The following is a 21,450-nucleotide window of genomic DNA, read 5'->3' on the forward strand; positions in this document are numbered from 1 at the left end:
ATCCTTGCTTATTGCTCACAATTGGGGGAGAGAAAAAAGAGACAATATCAAATCGTACTCAGTAGTTCATGCAAAATATGTAAACAGTGAAATAGTTACCTGATGGGAAAATCAATTGCGCAGAGTATGTCAATATTTACTACGCGAAGAATTATTAAGATAAGCCTTAATAGCAGTTCCAGTGATAGCTTAATAGAGCCTGGAATTTTTAAGGCAAATTACCCAAGAATCCAGATTTCACGCACCTTCAGTGAAATTTTACGATTTCTTGTAACAGTTATTGGGAAATGTGACAGAGCGCAAATTCAGACACATAAAAAAGTCGCTTAGCTTGCAATGAGTCACTTTCTGACCGACCTTATATCTATTATTACGAAGCGCAAAAAAAATAAAAATTCTCTAAAATTCCCACAGTGAAGTGTTTAACTATGTTGATTCCGTCTAAACTCAGTCGTCCGGTTCGACTCGACCATACCGTGGTTCGTGAGCGCCTGCTGGCTAAACTTTCCGGCGCGAACAATTTCAGACTGGCACTCATTACCAGCCCGGCTGGCTATGGGAAAACGACGCTCGTTTCACAGTGGGCGGCGGGTAAAAGCGAACTCGGTTGGTTCTCTCTCGATGAAGGCGACAACCAACAAGAGCGGTTTGCCAGCTACCTGATTGCCGCAATCCAACAGGCCACCAACGGGCACTGCACTGCCAGTGAAGTGATGGCGCAAAAGCGGCAATACGCCAGTCTCTCCTCACTCTTTGCCCAATTGTTTATCGAACTGGCAGAGTGGCATCAGCCGCTCTACCTGGTTATTGACGATTATCATCTGATCACGAATCCGGTGATTCACGAATCCATGCGCTTCTTTTTACGCCATCAACCCGAGAATCTGACCCTGGTAGTGATGTCGCGTAATTTACCGCAATTAGGTATCGCCAATCTTCGTGTCCGCGATCAGTTGCTGGAAATTGGTAGCCAACAACTGGCTTTTAATCACCAGGAAGCCAAGCAGTTTTTCGACCGTCGTCTGACATCACCTATCGAAGCTGCGGAAAGCAGCCGTATGTGTGACGACGTCTCTGGCTGGGCCACGGCACTGCAACTTATCGCCCTTTCTGCCCGACAAAATAGCCATTCGGCGCATCAGTCAGCAAGGCGCCTCTCAGGTATTAATGCCAGCCATCTTTCGGATTATCTGGTGGATGAGGTGTTAAACAATGTCGATCTCGCCACTCGTCATTTTCTGTTGAAAAGCGCCATTCTTCGTTCAATGAATGACGCTCTCATTACCCGCGTAACCGGGGAAGAAAATGGTCAAATGCGCCTTGAAGAGATCGAACGTCAGGGATTATTCCTGCAACGAATGGACGACTCTGGCGAATGGTTCAGTTATCACCCGCTGTTCGGTAACTTTCTGCGCCAACGCTGTCAGTGGGAGCTGGCGGCAGAACTCCCTGAAATCCACCTCGCTGCTGCTGAAAGCTGGATGGCGCAAGGTTTTCCCAGCGAAGCTATTCACCATGCATTAGCGGCGGGCGATGCCAGCATGCTACGCGATATTTTATTGAATCATGCCTGGGGATTATTTAATCACAGCGAACTGGCGCTTCTGGAAGAATCCCTGAAAGCACTTCCATGGGAAAGTCTACTGGAAAATCCCCGCCTGGTGCTGCTGCAAGCCTGGCTGATGCAAAGTCAGCATCGCTACAGTGAAGTCAATACGCTGTTGGCTCGTGCCGAGCAAGAGATCAAAGGCGAGATGACCGGCACACTGCATGCAGAGTTCAATGCCCTGCGTGCTCAGGTAGCGATTAACGCGGGTAATCCCGAAGAAGCAGAACGCCTGGCCAGGCTGGCACTGGATGAGCTGCCTATCGCCTGGTTCTACAGTCGAATTGTTGCCACTTCTGTTCATGGCGAAGTGCTGCATTGTAAAGGTGATCTCTCCCGTTCGCTGGCACTGATGCAGCAAACTGAACAGATGGCGCGACACCATGACGTCTGGCATTACGCTCTCTGGAGTCTGATTCAGCAGAGCGAGATCTATTTTGCTCAGGGCTTTTTACAGGCAGCATGGGAAACTCAGGATAAAGCCTTTCAGTTGATCAAAGAACAACATCTTGAGCAGCTACCGATGCATGAGTTTCTGGTACGTATTCGTGCGCAACTGCTTTGGGCATGGTCGCGGCTGGACGAAGCTGAAGCATCTGCGCGCAGCGGTATAGAAGTGCTTTCATCTTTTCAGCCACAACAACAATTGCAATGTCTGGCACTGTTGGTGCAATGTTCGCTGGCGCGAGGTGATCTCGACAATGCACGTACCTTATTGAATCGTCTGGAAAACCTGCTTGGCAATGGACAATATCATAGCGACTGGATCTCCAATGCTGATAAGGTCCGCGTGATTTACTGGCAGATGACGGGCGATAAAAAAGCCGCTGCAAACTGGCTGAGCCAAACGCCAAAACCGGAGTTTGCCAATAACCACTTCCTGCAAGGTCAGTGGCGCAATATTGCCAGAGCGCAAATTCTGTTAGGGGAGTTTGAACCCGCGGAAATTGTGCTGGAAGAGTTGAATGAAAATGCACGTCAGCTACGTCTGATGAGCGATCTCAACCGTAATTTATTGTTACTCAACCAGTTGTATTGGCAGGCTGGTCGCAAAAATGATGCCCAGCGTGTACTTATGGAAGCACTACAACTGGCAAACCGCACCGGATTTATCAGCCATTTTGTCATCGAAGGCGAAGCGATGGCACAACAACTGCGCCAGCTGATTCAGCTTAATACGCTGCCGGAACTGGAACAGCACCGCGCCCAGCGTATTCTGCGAGAAATCAATCAACATCATCGGCATAAATTCGCCCATTTCGATGAGAATTTCGTTGAACGTCTGCTAAATCATCCGGAAGTGCCAGAACTGATCCGTACCAGCCCGCTGACCCAACGCGAATGGCAGGTATTGGGGCTGATTTACTCCGGTTACAGCAATGAACAAATTGCAGGCGAGCTGGAAGTGGCGGCAACCACCATCAAAACGCATATCCGCAATCTGTACCAGAAGCTCGGCGTGGCCCATCGCCAGGATGCGGTACAACACGCTCAGCAATTGCTGAAGATGATGGGGTACGGAGTGTAAGTTTAGCCGGATAACGCGTCGGATCCGGCTTGTATCCTTACATCATTTAATGCTAACCCGCGTTACGCCATCTGTTTCTATCAAACAAAACCGCACCTGCAAGAAACGCTCCACTACGGCAATATTGGTCAGCAGATGGCATGAGGGATGGGCGACTGTAAATTCTCCCGCGCCCACTAGCGCCATTGGCAGTACCAGCTGGTCGGCGAGATATTCCCCCACCGCCGCCGGGCTTGCAAGGTAGCGTTTAACTTCTTGCACTAACTGCGCAGCCACCACCTCGGCACTGACGCGCTTTTCACCGACGACAAAAAAGCGTTCAGTGATATTTTCACTTTCGACTTCAAGCGAGACGGTATTACCCGGCCCCTGGTCGCGCGGCAGGTTATGAATATTCTGCTCATGCAGGGAAAAACTACCCGCCAGCGTAGCGATTTCACGCTCAGCGACATGGCGTGGCACACCAGCCAGTAGCACCTCTCCACGCATCTGCACAATGTTCCCGCGCTCGCCAAGTTGCAAGGTGTTAAACGATGCCACGGGCGAGACTTCCGTCGCCACCACGCCGCCTCCGGCAGGATAAAAACCGTGACGTAACAGCGTGGTTTGCTGATGAATTCCTATTTTTGCCAGCAGCGGCTCCAGCACCCGGCGGATAAAATCCGCAGGCGGCGCCGACGGGTTATCGGTGCCTCCGCTCACTTCAACACGCGAAGGACCATCGGCAAACCACAGCGCGGGCAGTACCGTTTGTAGTACCAGCGTGCAACTTCCGGCGCTACCGATAGCAAAGCGGTAGTCGCCACCGCGCACGGTACCGGGCCGGAAGACCAGACGCTGCGACCCCAGCTCCGCGCCCTCCACCGTTGCTCCGCAAATTTCCGTCGCCGCCTTTACAGCCGTCAGATGCTGGCGCAACAGCCCCGGTTTCGCCCGCCCGGCGCGAATGCCGGTGATGGTAAATGGCTGGCCGGTTATCATCGACAGACTCAGCGCCGAGCGCAGGATCTGCCCGCCGCCTTCGCCCTGTGCGCCATCCAGCGCAATCATCCTTTTCATCATTTATCCTTTTACACACACCACCTGACGCAGGGTGTAGATAACTTCCACCAGATCGCTTTGTGCCGCCATCACCGCGTCGATATCTTTATACGCCATCGGGATTTCGTCGATCACTTCGGCATCTTTACGGCATTCCACATGCGCGGTGGCACGAATTTGATCTTCCACGCTGAACAGTTTTTTCGCTTTAGTACGGCTCATTACCCGCCCGGCACCGTGGCTGCACGAACAGAACGACTCTTCATTTCCCAGCCCACGGACAATAAAGCTTTTCGCCCCCATCGAACCGGGAATAATTCCATATTGACCAGCACGCGCAGACACCGCGCCTTTACGCGTCACATAGATCTCTTCGCCAAAGTGCTGTTCTTTTTGCACATAGTTGTGGTGACAGTTGATCTCTTCCATCGCCAGCGTTTGTGGCTGTCTTACCGTTTTCTGCGTAACGCTCTGCAACGCCGTTACCACGTTTTCCATCATCGCATCGCGGTTAAGGCTGGCAAAAAGCTGCGCCCAGGCCACCGCTTTCAGGTAATCGTCAAAATATTCCGTACCTTCCAGAAAGTACGCCAGGTCACGCGATGGCAACGTTTCAAGCGTTTCCTGCATCTCTTTTTGCGCCAGATCGATAAAGTAAGTCCCGATGGCATTACCAATTCCGCGTGAACCGGAGTGCAGCATAATCCACACCTGATCCGACTCATCAAGGCAAATTTCAATAAAGTGGTTACCCGTTCCCAGCGTTCCCAGGTGTTTATAGTTATTGGTATTAAGGAAACGCGGATATTTTTGCGTTAACCACTGATAACCGGCTTCAAGCTCAGCCCATTTCGCATCGACGTTAACAGGCGGGTTTTCCCATGCGCCTTTATCACGTTTACAACGGCCTGTGGTACGCCCATGCGGCACGGCAGTTTCAATCGCCTGACGCAACTCCGCCAGGTTTTCAGGCAGGTCAGCCGCCGTTAACGCGGTACGCAGCGCGTTCATTCCACAGCCAATATCCACGCCCACTGCCGCCGGAATAATCGCCCCTTTGGTCGGGATCACGCTACCAATGGTGGAACCTTTACCCAGATGTACATCAGGCATTACTGCAATATGTTTGAAAATAAACGGCATCTTCGCCGTATTAATAAGTTGCTGACGCGCATCGTCTTCTACCGGTACGCCTTTGGTCCACATTTTTACCGGGACATTTTCAGTGGTCAGTAATTCGTAATTCATTTTGTTTTTCTCTTTTCGTTGTTTACTGTCCAGATAATTGCAACCGTCGTGCCAGAAAATTAAATAAGCAGATTAATTTTTTAATTCATTGTTTTTAAATAGATAAAATCTTTACGTCCGTAAACGGAGATTTCCCGCAAAGCCAATTCGCCGATAATGAAATATCGTCTTTTATAAGGATATCTAAGATGCGTAAAACAGTGGCTTTTGGCTTTGTCGGCACCGTACTGGATTATGCCGGGCGCGGCAGTCAGCGATGGTCGAAATGGCGTCCGTCACTCTGTCTATGCCAGCAAGAATCGTTAGTCATCGATCGACTGGAATTGTTGCACGACGCCCGCTCACGCTCGCTGTTTGAAACGCTTAAACGCGATATCGCCAATGTTTCGCCAGAAACAGAAGTGGTGGGCGTTGAGATTGAACTGCATAACCCATGGGATTTCGAGGAGGTTTACGCCTGCCTGCATGATTTCGCCCGTGGTTACGCGTTCGAACCTGATAAAGAAGACTATTTAATTCACATCACCACCGGTACCCACGTCGCGCAGATTTGCTGGTTTCTGCTGGCGGAAGCACGTTACCTGCCCGCCAGGTTAATACAATCTTCGCCACCGCGTAAAAAAGAACAGCCCAATAGCCCTGGTGCGGTGACGATTATCGATCTCGATTTAAGCCGTTATAACGCTATTGCCAGCCGCTTTGCCAAAGAACGCCAGCAAACCCTCGATTTCCTCAAATCCGGCATTGCCACGCGTAACTCCCATTTCAACCGCATGATTGAGCAGATCGAAAAAGTGGCGATCAAATCCCGCGCACCGATCCTGCTTAACGGCCCGACCGGTGCGGGTAAGTCATTTCTGGCGCGACGCATCTTTGAATTAAAACAGGCACGGCATCAGTTTAGCGGCGCGTTTGTGGAAGTGAACTGCGCCACCCTGCGCGGCGATACCGCCATGTCGACGCTGTTTGGTCATGTGAAAGGCGCGTTCACCGGGGCGCGGGAATCTCGTGAAGGATTATTACGCAGCGCCAACGATGGCATGTTGTTTCTTGATGAGATTGGCGAACTGGGCGCAGACGAACAGGCGATGTTGCTGAAAGCCATTGAAGAGAAAACCTTTTACCCGTTTGGCAGCGATCGCCAGGTGAGCAGTGATTTTCAGCTGATCGCCGGAACGGTGCGCGATTTGCGTCAGCTGGTTGCCGAAGGCAAATTTCGCGAAGACCTGTACGCGCGGATCAATCTCTGGACCTTCACCCTGCCGGGTCTACGCCAGCGCCAGGAAGATATTGAACCGAACCTGGATTATGAAGTGGAGCGCCACGCCTCACTCACCGGCGACAGCGTACGTTTTAACACCGAAGCGAGGCGCGCCTGGCTGGCCTTTGCGACATCTCCCCAGGCAACATGGCGCGGTAACTTTCGCGAGCTTTCTGCCAGCGTCACACGCATGGCGACGTTTGCCGATAGTGGGCGTATCACCCTTGAAACCGTAGAAGATGAGATAAACCGTCTACGCTACAACTGGCAGGATAGCCGCTCTTCTGCGCTTAAGCAGCTACTGGGCGCTGAAGCGGAAAATATCGACCTCTTTGATCGGCTGCAACTGGAACACGTTATCGCTATCTGCCGTCAGGCAAAGTCGCTTTCCGCTGCCGGGCGTGAACTCTTTGATGTTTCGCGCCAGGGCAAAGCCAGCGTCAACGACGCGGATCGGCTACGCAAATATCTGGCGCGTTTTGGTCTGACGTGGGAAGCCGTGCAGGATCAGCACAGCTCCAGCTGAATATGATGGTCTGTCAGCACCTGCATCACGCTCGCTGGTGGCGGGGCGTCGGTGTAGACGGCATCGACCATGCTGATGCTGCCCATATTGACCATCGCATTACGGCCAAATTTCGAGTGATCGACAACCAGCATAACGTGGCGCGAGTTCTCAATAATAGCGCGTTTGGTGCGAACTTCGTGGTAATCGAACTCCAGCAGCGAGCCGTCGCTATCGATGCCGCTGATCCCCAGAATCCCGAAATCAAGGCGGAACTGGGAGATAAAATCGAGCGTCGCTTCGCCAATGATCCCACCATCGCGGCTGCGTAATTCGCCACCTGCAAGAATGATGCGAAAATCTTCTTTTACCATCAGCGTGTTAGCGACGTTGAGATTGTTGGTCACAATGCGCAAATTGCTGTGATTAAGCAGCGCGTGCGCCACCGCTTCCGGCGTGGTGCCGATATCAATAAACAGCGTCGAGCCGTTAGGAATTTGCTCCGCCACTTTGCGGGCAATACGCTCTTTTTCTTCGGTCTGGGTGGCTTTACGATCGTGCCACGGCGTGTTAACCGAACTGGAAGGCACCGCCGCGCCGCCATGGTGACGCAGGATCAGGTTTTGCTCCGCCAGCTCGTTGAGGTCACGACGAATAGTCTGCGGACTGACGGAGAAGTGTTCCACCAGTTCTTCGGTGCTGACATAACCCTGCTGTTTAACCAGTTCAATAATACCGTTGTGACGTTGTGTTTGTTTCATTTATAAATCCCTGGAATTATTTTCGTTTTCGCGCATTGAGCGAATCAACAAAAGCCATCGCTAAACCCACGGCTAACCCGGCGATGTGTGCTCCGTTCGCCATTGACATCCCAAACAAATCAAACCATCCGGCGACAATCCAGATCAGTGCAAAGATGATTAACCCACGTTGCAGGTAAATGCCACTTTGCGGATCGCGTTCGCCGCGTAGCCAGACGTACCCCATCAGTGCATACACCACGCCAGAAAGCCCGCCAAACCACGGCCCGCTGAATTTTTGCTGCACATAGCCGCTTAACAGGGCGCTAATCAGAGTAATAACAATTAGCTTACCGCTACCGAGACGTTTTTCCACCGCGCCGCCGAGATACCACCACCAGAGCAGGTTAAAAAGGATATGCATCAGCGAGAAGTGCATTAATGCATGAGTGAAGTAACGCCAGAACTCAAATTTCAGTGTCGGATCGAATGGCCAGGCCAGCCATAACATCACTTCCTGATCACCGAGAATTTGCATGGCGATAAACACCACCACGCAGGCGATCATCATCACCCAGGTCACCGGACCTGCGCGTTCACGCAAGGCAGCAAAGAAGGGATAACGGCGATAATGCAGGCCGCTGCCGGTATGGCCCGCCTGCCAGCTGGCCGCCAGATAACGAGGATCTGCCGGGTTTTCGAGAAAACGCGCCAGCTCCGACCGCACGCGTTCGGCCAGGGACTCATCCGCCAGCCAGACATCGCTTTGGTTATGTTGTTGAATCGTGAGGATAACACCCTGCGTCGCCATGTAATCAACAAACGCCTGCGCCACGCGGGGGTTAGCAAAAGAGGTAATCATCAACATCGTTGCTGTCGCTTATTCCACACAAAAGGGGACAGTATAAAGCGTTACGCGCCGTACGCCACCTCTGCTGGAAACTGACGCTGCCAGGCTTCAAATCCGCCATCAATGCTGTAGACCACATCGTAGCCCTGTTGTAGCAGATACTGCGCCGCGCCTTTGCTGCTATTACCGTGGTAACACATCACCATGACTGGCGTATCGAAGTCGTTATCACGCATAAACGCGCCCAATGTGTCGTTGGTTAAATGGAAAGCCTGCACCGCATGCCCCATTGCGAAACTCTGTGGATCGCGAATATCGACCAGCACCGCCTCTTTTTCCTGCAACTTCTGGTGCGCGTCGGCAACGTTAATACATTCGAACTGATCCATGCGTCTCTCTTTCTTTACAAACAAGTGGGCAAATTTACCGCACAGTTTACGTCGAAGCGGCAGATAAACGCCATAATGTTATACATATCACTCTAAAATGTTTTTTCAATGTTACCCAAAGCGCGATTCTTTGCTAATATGTTCGATAACGAACATTTATGAGCTTTAACGAAAGTGAATGAGGGCAGCATGGAAACCAAAGATCTGATTGTGATAGGTGGCGGCATCAATGGTGCTGGTATCGCGGCAGACGCCGCTGGACGCGGTTTATCCGTGCTGATGCTGGAGGCGCAGGATCTCGCTTGTGCGACCTCTTCCGCCAGTTCAAAACTCATTCATGGTGGCCTGCGCTACCTTGAGCACTATGAATTCCGTCTGGTCAGCGAGGCGCTGGCTGAACGTGAAGTGTTGCTGAAAATGGCCCCCCATATCGCTTTCCCGATGCGTTTTCGCCTGCCGCATCGCCCGCATCTGCGTCCGGCGTGGATGATCCGTATTGGTCTATTTATGTACGATCATCTGGGTAAGCGTACCAGCCTGCCGGGATCTACCGGTTTGCGTTTTGGCGCAAATTCAGTGTTAAAACCGGAAATTAAGCGCGGATTCGAATATTCCGACTGTTGGGTAGACGATGCGCATCTGGTACTCGCCAACGCCCAGATGGTGGTGCGTAAAGGCGGTGAAGTGCTTACCCGGACTCGTGCCACTTCTGCTCGCCGCGAAAACGGCCTGTGGATTGTGGAAGCGGAAGATATCGATACCGGCAAAAAATATAGCTGGCAAGCGCGCGGCCTCGTGAACGCCACCGGCCCGTGGGTGAAGCAGTTCTTCGACGACGGGATGCATCTACCCTCACCTTATGGCATTCGCCTGATCAAAGGCAGCCATATTGTCGTGCCGCGTGTGCATACCCAGAAGCAAGCCTACATTCTGCAAAACGAAGATAAACGTATTGTCTTCGTGATCCCGTGGATGGACGAGTTTTCCATCATCGGCACCACCGATGTGGAATACAAAGGTGATCCAAAAGCAGTGAAGATTGAAGAGAGTGAAATCAATTACCTGCTGAAAGTGTATAACACGCACTTTAAAAAGCAGTTAAGCCGGGACGATATCGTCTGGACCTACTCCGGTGTGCGTCCGCTGTGTGATGATGAATCTGATTCGCCGCAGGCCATTACCCGTGATTACACCCTTGATATCCATGATGAAAACGGCAAAGCTCCGCTGTTATCGGTATTCGGCGGTAAGCTGACCACCTACCGCAAACTGGCAGAGCACGCGCTGGAAAAACTGACGCCGTATTATCAGGGTATTGGCCCGGCGTGGACGAAAGAGAGCGTGCTGCCGGGTGGTGCCATTGAAGGCGATCGCGACGATTATGCCGCTCGCTTGCGCCGCCGTTATCCGTTCCTGACCGAATCGCTGGCACGTCACTACGCGCGCACTTACGGCAGCAACAGCGAGCTGCTGCTCGGCAATGCGGGGGCGGTAAGCGATCTTGGGGAGGATTTCGGGCATGAGTTTTACGAAGCAGAGCTGAAATATCTGGTCGACCACGAATGGGTCCGCCGCGCCGACGATGCCCTGTGGCGTCGCACAAAACAAGGCATGTGGCTGAATGCGGATCAACAATCTCGTGTGAGTCAGTGGCTGGTGGAGTATACGCAGCAGAAGTTGTCGCTGGCGTCGTAAGGATGATGCCCGGTTGTGAAGTGCAACCGGGCTATCGGGTTGCCGGTTGCCTGAATAACCGAAGCAACTCTTGCCTGTTCTTTTTTAATTTCAGTGTGTCGGGCCATGCTTCATAGAGTGCCAGTTGATATAACGACATATTGGATTCGGTAATCTCTCCTGCAAGCACGGCAATCATAAACTGAAGATGGTGATAATTTATCGCCCATATCCGCTGACCTTTAAATCCGCAGACATACCAGAACGTCCAGGCATCCGGTTGACGTGATTGCATTGGCGTCAGCTGGCGATTAAAACCACAGTGCATACAGGTAATTTGCGAGATGGCAAACCTTATTAACGGCCAGCGATAGGTGCCTTTAGTCCCATTTACTATGGTTTTTCCCGTCGCTTTTGCTGCGCATTTTGGGCAAACCACATCATAGTTTTCCTCATGAAATGCGTTTAAAGCGGATAAAGTCGTCATTGTTATCAATCCCTTCAATCCGCAATTTTGTTAGCACTTATATTTTACATTATCCAACCTGATGGGCTGTAAATTCGCGGTTACCCAAATAACGCTTAACTCAACCAAACGGTGCGGCTCCCCTTTCTTTTTCTTAAGTAGTGCAATAAGCAAGCGAGTTTCTTCCAACAATTGTTTCGGGAGCGCATTTCCCTGGCTGACATATTCCAGAAAGGCATCTGCCATTTTTTTATAATCGGCATCCCAGTTAATACCGCCATTACCGTCAAGTTCATAAATTATTTTTCCAGCAATACGAATAACTTCTCCCTGCAATGAATTGGCTGCGCCAATACCCGGTACGAGTTGCTGCCATAATGCGGCAAAAATATTCTCTTCTTGTGCATTAATTACAATGGGTGAAACACCGTCATGAACATATCGATGCGGTACAGGTTCAACATCAAAAATCTGGTACAGTCGATCCAGCGCGGCGCTGACTTTATCTACACTTTCCGGATTGTAATCTGCACGTAAAAATTCAAATTTCTCACCAATGCGGGTAACAAACTCACGCATACGTGGCGTTCTTTCCGCCCCAGCGTCCAGCAAAATTTCTGCCAGTTGTACCATTTCTTCAATATTAATAGTCCGACAGACACATAGCGCTGCCTCCAGCGGTGTATGCCGTTCAGCATTCAAGACATCGATCTGTGCCCCCCACTGAATAAGTTTCCTGACGTTTTCCGGTTTATGTGATTTCGCCGCGCTATGCAAGGCCGTTCCTCGATGACGGGAAACGGCGTTAACATCAGCGCCTAACTTAAGCAAAACGTCGACATTCTGCGTCCAACAGTGCGCCCAATTATGCAGCGGCGTTGCACCGTATTCATCTGTTGCAGTTAGATCTGCCCCCTGTTCTACCAGCCATTGCGCCCAACTCTCCGGGCATTGCCAGCATTTTGCCAGTGCGGGTTCTTTACCGTAGCCGCCATACGCGTTAACGTCGCAACTCTCAAAGACCGCTTTAAATGCTTCAAAATCCCCAGCCTGGAGAATTTCATCAAAATCTTTGGGTAATTTTTTCTTTTTTGCCTTCGCCATAGCGTGCTGATTCCTTATATTATCCCTTGAAAAAATAAAGAAAAAAATCGAAATGAACTAATCTTGCATATTAATGTTTTCATTTTTCAAAATTCTTTTTAACAGTGTTCATAATTGAGTACAAAGGCACATACCCCACATCCTGCACCAGTTGTTGACCTTGCGGACTTAAAAACCAGTCGACAAATTGCTGAGTTTCCGCCGTAGGGTTTTCGCGTGTCACCATATAGCCATTAATTGTATAGGGATACGTATCATTGCGAATATTATCTATGGTTGGCGAAACACCATTTATTGCCAGTAGTTTTATGTTTTTATCAGCATTCATTACCGTGGCATAATAACGAAACGTATATCCAATAGCACTTGATGTATTTTGATAATCAGCGACTCTTCGGATCACTCCGCCCATTCCTGTAGCCATTTCTGTTTCTTTTGCAGGCAGCATGGGAGTGTTTTTCATTACTTTTCCTAACATTACTGTTTGACTACCTGAGTCTTCCGGGCGCTGCCAAATTTGTATATCTTCATTGTTACCACCTACATCCTTCCAGCGAGTTATTTTTCCACTAAAAATATCACGGACCTGATTTTCAGTAAGTGAATTCACAGGGTTATCTGCATTAACGATAAAGACAAATGCCTCTTTAGCAAAAGGGGTATAATTTAATTTGACGCTTGCTGCTTCTGCATTTTGTTGTTGTTTTTTTGAGGGCATTGCAACAAAAATGAGATCGGCTTTATTTTCAATAAGTCTGTTATAAGCCTCAGGTGTGCGTGAAACTTTCAAACAGCAATGATTAATATTTTCCCTTGTGTTAGTTTCGGGAAATTCATTTAATGCATAAAATGCAGAAGCATAAAGTGGATAAAGTGCTGTGGCACCATCAAGTCGTGGGCGTTCTACTTTATATTGAAATGGCACATTTCCACGTAACGGTGTGAGTTTCTTATTGACGCTATTAGGGTGATAATCTGCATATATGTTGAAAGTTTCTGTGACACTTCGCTCTTTGGTTTCATATGCATATTTATCAGCACGTAATTTCGCTTGCCATGTGGCAATTAGGGCAAGAATAAAAATCACAAGAGTGATGATATTACGACCATACTGAGCATCGCCAGGGAATATATTCTTTCGCTGCGATATATAATATCCGAGTGTAAAAATAACTTGCGAACCCACAGGGATAATCAACATCCCCCAATACCATCCTGAAATAATAAATCCAATATTTAACCCCCACCAGGGTAAAGCCCAGAAAAGGAGATTTGCATAACCTTCACCACGGAAACTGAATTGAGCATTTTGTACAATCATTATCCATGCAATCAGCACCAGTAAAGCTGGTAGCAACATCAGGCAATAACGTAAAGAGGAGTTAAGTTCCGGCCTGGTACACCGTTTCCCCCATACGGCACCTTCAATAAACATTGCCAGGGCACCCAGGGAAAGCCCTCCATAGAGCTGTAAGTTTTGCCCTAATGTACCTAACGTATAATTTAGTGAATCACAGATAAATTCCGTCAGACCAAGAAGCATTAGTACGACTAATGCTACCAAATGGGTCATGATGGGAATAGCGATAAAAGCCAGTACAAACGAAGTAAAAATCCATTTATTGTTTTTCATATTCCATCTCATTTAACTTCACAAAAAAACACTTGCTGCTACATTGCACAATACACCTGTAACAGTAAAGTTTTAGCAGTTAACCCAGGCTGGTAACCTGATTACCATATATCTAATGGTTTTATTTTGTACCGACTATCACATATCACTGGTATTCCACCCTCAAAACAGCCAGAGCGTTATAATGGCCCGCAGCAGGTAGTCGCCCAGTGGTGCTGACGGGGAGAGACAGAAAAGTCACGTCTGCCGTCTGAGCTGACTCTGCCCTGTTTTCAACTAATTTAAATGGCACACCAACATGGGCAGCCAGTGCATTCAAGTCTACGGATTCCTGTTGGCTATCCATAATCATAATTCCAACGTCTGGGTTATCCTCCGCCTGAATAATACTTTGCCGACCATTAATGTCTCTCGTTGATGAAATATTGCCATCAAAAACTAGCGTCATTACGGCATCAACATCTTTATTCGTACAATTTATCGGAATAGTCGTTGCTACCGGAGAAACACCCGTTGGCTTCACTCCAGCCCCCGCCCGACTTAATTCACTGGCCCAAACATCTGGCATATTAACGGTAAAACTTGTACCCTCATTAATTGTGCAGCCTTGTGGAACCTCAATATTTAAGTTGCCAATATAAGCATTAAATACTGGAATTGGTCCATGCTCTGTTGGGAGCTGACTGACATACAAAGAAACCAGCAATACATTATTTATTGATATATCGGATATTATTTTTTTATCAAGTCTAATTTTTATATAACCTTCAGTACCTGACCCCCAACTCGATGGTTTACTTCTATCCAATGGATAATTAGTGCTATAATTGTCAAAAGGTACTGTCTTATCTGTCAGTGAGCCATTTTTATTATAGAGTTTTACATGTGTCGAGACAGATATTTCATGAGTTACAGGAATAAATATATCGCTCCCCTGATAATCACCTGACGCCCCCGACGGATCAATCCCAGACACACCAGAAAAATAAACTTCATAATCATCCAATGAATTACAGTAAGCCTTGTAAGTTCCTATTTTCCAGTTCTGTGAGGGTAGTACTTTTCCGGGTGAGTTATTATTAACATCTGAGATAGTGATAGTGCCAAAATTATAAGAAAACATCGCAGGAGTAGTATTATTACCTGGCGCACCAGGATAACAAAAAGCGCGATCCCGTCCCATATCTTCAGCATATACGATGTTATAGCAACTACAGATCGATAGAACAAACAATAAAATAATTTCTTTTATATGTCCACAAGAATAAGTAAGCATCATGCCTCCAAAGTTATCCATGTATTGCTACTGCACCCATTGCATTATTTTGAAAAACATTTAACTTTACGTTCCATTCAGGTAAGGCATTATTATAAAGATCCAATGTTTGCCAGCTAATCTCGCAATATCCTTGCCGCTGACACCAATTCTGTTGACGATGAGTAAATGGTGCGACCATGCCACCATTTATGCTTTTACCATCAATAGATAAATTATAGAGTGTCACATACCAGGGAGTCGGGTTAAAAATGGTGACAACTTCATTGTTTCGTGACCAGCGTAACTGTTGATAAGCTTCAAGTGCATTACCTGATAACTTCGCTGGGCGATAAAATATTTTCATCCGATTACGTACAGCTACCTGAAGTTGATTCTCGTTCTTAAGCTGTGAGTTTTGTTCCTGAGCAGGTAACGCTGCCACATTCAGTATAAATAAACTCTCACGATCTGCAGGTAATGAAGCACCCATGCCATTAATTCTTATTTTAGTATTTTTATCTTGTTTAAGTACCAATAATGGTGGTGTGACAATAAATGCCTTATCTGGAAGTAAAGGCTGAGATTCCAGCGTCCCTTTTAACTGACGGCCATCATCAGGTGTCACGGAGATTTTAACCAGCATATCTTTACTGGCAGTATTTTTAAGCTCGACCGAAATTGATGACTGCTTTTCTGGGTAAACAAAACGAGTACCGCCAACAACAACTCCTGCTTGCGCATTTGTGCAACATATTAAAATGCATATCAGCACATTAATCATAAGTGACGATAAAGGAAACTGATGCATTCGCATCTCCTGGTTGTACATCATTTTTTATAGCTTTATAAGCAGCAAAGAAATGCAATGTATTATCTACCAATGGTGTAAGGGCAAAACTTGTACTCTTTATACCATTACTAATACTTTGTCTGTTGTTATCAAAAATAGCCAGTGCTAACCCATCGACTGAGCCATCTTCCAGTTTATACAGGGCCGCGTCTTCACTCACTGATGTTCCATCAAACGTGACATTGGCATTACTGACATCACTGCCACAACGGGTTAACTTTACAGAGAAGCCAATTTTTTCAGTAACATTCCCTGAATCTCTCACCATATAGCTGGGAACATCAGGCATGTTAACTGTGAAATTTTTAGATTCATCGGCAACAATACACGTCTTTGCTGTTATTATTCCTTCTATACGTACAACACCTGCATGCGTTATATCATCAGCAATGGATGGCATTGATATCACAGAAATTAACAGAGCAATTAAATTACAGTAGCGTGTCATATCAACCTCACTGATAGTCTATATCAAAGTACAGCAGTGCGTTCGCCTGTCCCGCATGTACGTTTTGCTGAGTTGACTTATAGCGGAGTTTAAAGGTTAAACTGGCATCGCCATTATTATTTAAAATTAACTCTTTGAATCCTGACTCACTATTAATTGCTATAATTTTATCATTACTGTCTAAAATTTCGATGCCCACCCCAGTTGCACTATCGGCACTGGAAGTCAGGCGTAATAAAGTAGTATTTATAGCATCAGCATCCCCGGTAAACTGCACATTAGCACTTACTCCTGAACTATAAACAGTACTGGTTGTTGTAGGACACCCTTCCAGATTGATCGTAAATGTATGGCTGTCAGAAACGTCCCCTACATTCAAAAAATCATTGGCGTCATAAGTTCCCATATTTACTGGCTGATCTTTACTTCCAGCTGTAATGTCACAAGTTTTTGCTAATAATTGTCCTGTAAATGTAACTACTACGGTATCGTTAGCCAGTGCATCACATGAAATCACCATCATGGACAATGATGTAAAAATTAATAGAATAAATTTCTGTAATATATTCATTAGCGGCACTCCAGGTCTGCATAGCTAATAGCATTAGCTAGCTCGCTTTCTGGTAATTGATAGCTTGCCCGACATTGCTGATAAGAATTTTCTCCCCACTGTATATTTATTATGCCTTGTAAAGGCAAACCGGAGAGATATACCTGCCCACTGTCACCCACTATTCCTGTAATCTGAGTTGTCCCCTCAGTGGATACACTGGCCGTCGCACCAAATGGAACTGATTTACTACGATAGCGAATATTAAATAAACCACGAATACCAACATGTGCATTAAACTCAGCACGAACTAAAGCACCTTTGCTAGGTATCACTTCCATAGTAGTAGCATCTAATTCTGTATGCATACTCATAGACATAGGGTCTAAAGAGATATTATTACGCCGATATTCCGTGGCATAAGGTACGACAGCATAGCCACGCCAGTCTGTTTTAACCCCTGTTCCGCGTTCCACATTAACATTATTTGCCCCTGGCGCTTTTATCAGTATATTTGTTTCACCTAACGGCTGACTTAGCGTGAAACCATTTTCGTGAATAACCATGGCACCACTTAAACCATAGTTAAATTGCTGGTTACGATTATTATCGTAGCTGTATCCAGAATTTAGTGAACCATATGTACCACGGTAATTTAAACCTACCGAGCCATTTTCGCCATTATTCTGGTTGGCAAAATTTTGTTGAACATTATAGTTGAGATTATGTTGTTCCAGCAGCGATCCAGATACTCCGACATACTGATTTACATGACCGCTATTATCCTGATTGTAACCATAAGTCGCTGTCATAGAATTTGTCACAGTACGCCCATCGACTGCTGGTGATAACCAATTACTGATCGGCAATGAGACATTTACGGATAAGATTCTGTCCGCATCTGAACCTGGTGACTTGCTATAATTATAAGCAATATTTAAATAAATCCCATGTACGCTCGTATTATAGCCAACCTGATACAAGGTATCTTTATTATTCGTATTCCAGTAAGTTTGTTGACTTGCCGCCAAATACATAGAGCCATATTCGCCCAATGGTTGCGATATATTTGCCTGAAACTTTCCTCTTTTGTTATAACGTAAATTATAAAAATCATTCCAGTTATAAACATAGTCTTTTTCATTAAGGGTATCTGGATCGATAACCGTACCCGACATTTTTTTGTATGTGGTATCACTCAACGAATAAAATCCCTCCGTCGAATAGCGATAACCAATAATCTGAAACGCCGTACCTGTTTGTACTAACGATTTTGAGTATAGAAAACGGTACGATTGCCCTTGATGTTTACTGCCATCAGTAAGGGTGCTATTGGCTTGCGTCAAATCAAATGACGTCGCACCAAACATACCAAAGTTGAATCCAAGACCGAGTGCAATTGCCCGATAATTATTTGAGTATTGCATCCCTCCGTAGGCGGTAATATCCCAGGGTAACCCCCAAATCAAATCTCCTTGAAAGACATTCGGACTGTTTTGATTATAGCTATTGCTACGATATTTACCGACCGTTGCCGAATATTTAATATGCCCTTCTCGTTGAAGAATGGGAACAGCGGCGTAAGGAATGGTATAGATAGTTTCGGAATTATCAGACTCTTTGATCGTAACTTCCAAATCCCCAGCGGAAGACGTAGGGTTCAGATCATTGATTTCAAAAGGTCCGGGAGGAGTATATGTCTGATAAATAACATAGCCATTTTGTTTAATCGTTACCTGAGCATTACTTTTAGCAATACCGCGCACAGTGGGGGCAAAACCACTTTGGCTATCGGGTAGCATGTTTTCATCGGATTCAAGTTTAGCACCACGAATACTCACGCTGTCGAAAACATCCGATGAAGACCAGGTATCACCTAGTGTTAATTCACTTTTAAAAGGAATAATTACTCGTTGTAACGTACTACTCACATGTGCAATTTTACCCGGTGAATTACCTGAACGACTCCATGTAGAATAATCACGAAAACGCCACGCCCCTAAATTTAAACCTGAACGGAGATTTAAATAATAACTATCAGACGCATAGTCTCCACGATCACTGTTGCCAGAAAAATCATAATTAATAAGAATGGCCGGGATACCATTATCCCATTCCTCAGGCGGAATATAACCACGTGCTTCATGCTTTAATATTGCCTGCGGAAAGGTCAGTTTGAGTCGTTGCGCATCCAGTTCAGGAGTATATTGAACTTCTGCAAACCATATACGTAAATCGAGACAATTATTCCCCTCTGCTTGCGCCTGCTCCGGCAATGCACTTTTGTTAATTCCTAAAGTAACTAACTCATCGAGCGAAAAACAGGGGATCAACTGATTCTGCTCATCAGCGTTGAAAGTCACCTTACGTGATGTCAAAGGCGAATCATTGACCCATATTTCAACCTCATAGCTACCAGGCAGATATGTCATCCCTTTCTCAAAACGAGATAAATCAGCAACAGCTTCGGTATCACCCGACAGGAATGCAGGGTTAAAGCGCATACCCGCCACTGAACACGTAGGCAAAAGTGTCAGTAGAAGCAGCATACACCGCCTCATCTGCTTGTGCCTTGCCATCCCGTGTTCGAGTTTTCTGAGCTTTAGGTTCATATCCCTGACCTGAGTTACTTTAATGTTTTATCTTCCAGGTTTATTGCATCGTTCCCTTTTGCCTGGCCGTCGTAGCACCGTAATCATTAATTGTTTGATACGTAATTTCCCCCGCTAACGTCACCGGTGAAGTTACTGTGATGTCACTTTTCGGGGGAACAAACGTATTAGGTAATTTTGTCCCTTGCACCCTGATTCCAGTCACCGTCAGATAATAGGGAGAAGGGTTAATGATTTTCAGTTGTTTACCTTCGTATTTAAATCGCAGCATATCCCGCGCTTTACCAGCCTGGACAGGTAAATTTATTGGACGGTAAAATAATTTAATTCTGTTTTGTAACGCCAGTTGTAACGTGTTTTTCTGGGTATTCTTCTCATCCGTTGGCGGAATCGCTTTCACATTCATCCAGAATAATGTTTCGCGATCAGTCGGTAACTGTGATTTACCAATAAACATTATCCTCAATGATGCTTCTTTTCGCGTTGGCAACATAAATAAAGGAGGCGTAACCACAAAATCCTGACTTTTTTTACTGCTTTGATTGTCATCAACCCATGACTGGATTAAATAGCTGGTGTTAGCCCCACCATTCTGCACATTTAATGTAATTTGCTGACTGTCAGATGGATAAATCAGACGCGTGGAGCCGAGGCCGAAACCACCCGCAGCAATAGAGTTGACAGATATGGCAGACAGTAAAAATAGAGCACCGACCCTTATGACATATTGAGCATTCAGCAAAGAATTAATGTTTCTATTCGTAAAACATTTATTTTTTGAAATCCATCTCATACTGCATCCTTGTAGATGAAACTAATTTTAATTACTGATACGTGTCTATTTATTATAATTCAACACGTAATATTAATTTCAGGCTACAAATAACTGTAACCTGAAATTTTCTTGCGTAATTATTCGTACAGCACGACGAAACTTGCCGTAGATTTAACCAGACCGGGTGCAACGGTATTACCGTTCTGCGCATAGCCCGCAGTAAATGCCGCAGTAAAATCATGTTTGACTGCATCGCCGGGAATCACGTAAGCCGCCGAAGAACCACTACCCTGAGGAGTTTGTGTATTCAGTTTAATCAGACCATCAGCTGTCGTGTTTTTAGAATAAATACGAATCCCTACACCTGTTGCACCTGCTTCGCCATTACCATCAGCATCAGTGTCTCCTTCAACTTCATTGGCAAGCGTCTGATTAGCACTGTCTGCTACGCCAGTAAAACGAAATTCAATATTTTGACTGTCCGTATTGCTACAATCGGTCAGTTTAATGTTGAAGTCAGTCTGGTTACTGGCTCCCGTTGCCTCGGTATCAATGCCTGTGAAAGCGTTAGAAGGTACGACTGGCAGTACCACTTCAATCTGTTTCGATTCTGTAGCAACCTTGCATGTCGCTTTAACCACACGCCCCGTAAAGCGGATGTTTCCGCCCATCGCATCGGTGTTGCTATCCATATCGGTAAGTTTTGGATAATCAACGGTACTCCAGTCTGTATCCGCGCCACCAAATTTTGATGCATCGCCTGGCGCAGCGATTACCGCTGTTGACATCAGCATACCTGATGCCAGTAAAGCTACAGATAAATTAGATAAATGAAATTTCATTTATACCTTTCCTTTTGTTAAAAAATCCAAGTGATATAGGCAATTTTTCATATGTAACTATCATGGGTTA

General features: G+C 46.6%; 18 protein-coding genes. 3 read left to right on the forward strand and 15 right to left on the reverse strand.

Annotation, left to right across the window (positions count from 1 at the left end):
• Window positions 1-428 precede the first annotated feature (428 nt).
• A complete protein-coding gene (gene malT, locus EFER_RS17010; RefSeq protein WP_000907019.1) occupies window positions 429-3,134 on the forward strand; it encodes an HTH-type transcriptional regulator MalT in 2,706 nt (901 codons plus the stop codon).
• A gap of 42 nt (window positions 3,135-3,176) precedes the next feature.
• On the opposite strand, the gene rtcA is transcribed toward malT, so the two are convergent.
• Entirely contained in the window at window positions 3,177-4,193 is a 1,017-nt protein-coding gene (rtcA, locus tag EFER_RS17015; protein WP_015953785.1) for an RNA 3'-terminal phosphate cyclase, read from the reverse strand.
• Window positions 4,194-4,196: 3 nt separating this feature from the next.
• Window positions 4,197-5,423: an RNA-splicing ligase RtcB gene (gene rtcB, locus EFER_RS17020; protein WP_001105520.1), complete on the reverse strand. Its 1,227-nt coding sequence runs from the start codon at window positions 5,421-5,423 to the stop codon at window positions 4,197-4,199.
• Between the two features lie 188 nt (window positions 5,424-5,611).
• On the opposite strand from rtcB, the gene rtcR reads away from it, so the two are divergent.
• A complete protein-coding gene (gene rtcR, locus EFER_RS17025; RefSeq protein WP_001232892.1) occupies window positions 5,612-7,210 on the forward strand; it encodes a DNA-binding transcriptional regulator RtcR in 1,599 nt (532 codons plus the stop codon).
• Here rtcR and EFER_RS17030 read toward each other — a convergent pair.
• The 3 genes from EFER_RS17030 to glpE are packed head-to-tail and all read right to left on the reverse strand — an operon-like array spanning window position 7,192 to window position 9,168.
• Window positions 7,192-7,950 (reverse strand): DeoR/GlpR family transcriptional regulator, encoded by a 759-nt coding sequence (locus tag EFER_RS17030; RefSeq protein WP_000815105.1) that lies wholly within the window; start codon window positions 7,948-7,950, stop codon window positions 7,192-7,194. The genes rtcR and EFER_RS17030 overlap by 19 nt on opposite strands.
• A 16-nt stretch (window positions 7,951-7,966) precedes the next feature.
• Entirely contained in the window at window positions 7,967-8,797 is an 831-nt protein-coding gene (gene glpG, locus EFER_RS17035; RefSeq protein ID WP_000928711.1) for a rhomboid family intramembrane serine protease GlpG, read from the reverse strand.
• A 44-nt stretch (window positions 8,798-8,841) separates the two neighbouring features.
• Entirely contained in the window at window positions 8,842-9,168 is a 327-nt protein-coding gene (glpE, locus tag EFER_RS17040) for a thiosulfate sulfurtransferase GlpE (protein ID WP_000371928.1), read from the reverse strand.
• Window positions 9,169-9,357: 189 nt separating this feature from the next.
• On the opposite strand from glpE, the gene glpD reads away from it, so the two are divergent.
• A complete protein-coding gene (gene glpD / locus EFER_RS17045; protein ID WP_000448111.1) occupies window positions 9,358-10,863 on the forward strand; it encodes a glycerol-3-phosphate dehydrogenase in 1,506 nt (501 codons plus the stop codon).
• Between the two features lie 31 nt (window positions 10,864-10,894).
• Here glpD and EFER_RS17050 read toward each other — a convergent pair whose 3' ends face one another.
• The 10 genes from EFER_RS17050 to EFER_RS17095 form a co-directional block, all read right to left on the reverse strand.
• A complete protein-coding gene (locus EFER_RS17050) occupies window positions 10,895-11,329 on the reverse strand; it encodes a hypothetical protein (protein ID WP_000209824.1) in 435 nt (144 codons plus the stop codon).
• A 30-nt stretch (window positions 11,330-11,359) separates the two neighbouring features.
• The gene (locus EFER_RS17055; RefSeq protein WP_001029629.1) at window positions 11,360-12,412 is read right to left on the reverse strand and encodes an ankyrin repeat domain-containing protein; all 1,053 of its coding nucleotides are present in this window, start codon (window positions 12,410-12,412) and stop codon (window positions 11,360-11,362) included.
• Between the two features lie 79 nt (window positions 12,413-12,491).
• Window positions 12,492-14,045 carry a PstS family phosphate ABC transporter substrate-binding protein gene (locus EFER_RS17060; RefSeq protein WP_000794539.1) on the reverse strand — a complete coding sequence of 518 codons (1,554 nt, stop codon included), beginning with the start codon at window positions 14,043-14,045 and terminating at the stop codon, window positions 12,492-12,494.
• 145 nt (window positions 14,046-14,190) lie between these two features.
• On the reverse strand, window positions 14,191-15,321 hold the full coding sequence (locus tag EFER_RS17065; RefSeq protein WP_024256542.1) for a fimbrial protein: 1,131 nt from the start codon (window positions 15,319-15,321) through the stop codon (window positions 14,191-14,193).
• A 13-nt stretch (window positions 15,322-15,334) separates the two neighbouring features.
• Entirely contained in the window at window positions 15,335-16,111 is a 777-nt protein-coding gene (locus EFER_RS17070; protein ID WP_024256543.1) for a fimbrial biogenesis chaperone, read from the reverse strand.
• On the reverse strand, window positions 16,077-16,601 hold the full coding sequence (locus EFER_RS17075) for a fimbrial protein (RefSeq protein ID WP_000199135.1): 525 nt from the start codon (window positions 16,599-16,601) through the stop codon (window positions 16,077-16,079). Before EFER_RS17075 ends, EFER_RS17070 begins: the two co-directional genes overlap by 35 nt.
• A gap of 7 nt (window positions 16,602-16,608) precedes the next feature.
• Complete coding sequence (locus EFER_RS17080) at window positions 16,609-17,124, reverse strand: fimbrial protein (RefSeq protein WP_046077101.1); 516 nt, start codon at window positions 17,122-17,124, stop codon at window positions 16,609-16,611.
• A gap of 47 nt (window positions 17,125-17,171) precedes the next feature.
• Window positions 17,172-19,763: a fimbrial biogenesis usher protein gene (locus EFER_RS17085; protein ID WP_001049812.1), complete on the reverse strand. Its 2,592-nt coding sequence runs from the start codon at window positions 19,761-19,763 to the stop codon at window positions 17,172-17,174.
• 40 nt (window positions 19,764-19,803) lie between these two features.
• A complete protein-coding gene (locus EFER_RS17090) occupies window positions 19,804-20,556 on the reverse strand; it encodes a fimbria/pilus periplasmic chaperone (RefSeq protein ID WP_001267302.1) in 753 nt (250 codons plus the stop codon).
• A 119-nt stretch (window positions 20,557-20,675) separates the two neighbouring features.
• The gene (locus EFER_RS17095; RefSeq protein WP_000668511.1) at window positions 20,676-21,380 is read right to left on the reverse strand and encodes a fimbrial protein; all 705 of its coding nucleotides are present in this window, start codon (window positions 21,378-21,380) and stop codon (window positions 20,676-20,678) included.
• Window positions 21,381-21,450: the final 70 nt, after the last annotated feature.

This window comes from Escherichia fergusonii ATCC 35469 (assembly GCF_000026225.1).
Classification (GTDB): domain Bacteria; phylum Pseudomonadota; class Gammaproteobacteria; order Enterobacterales; family Enterobacteriaceae; genus Escherichia; species Escherichia fergusonii.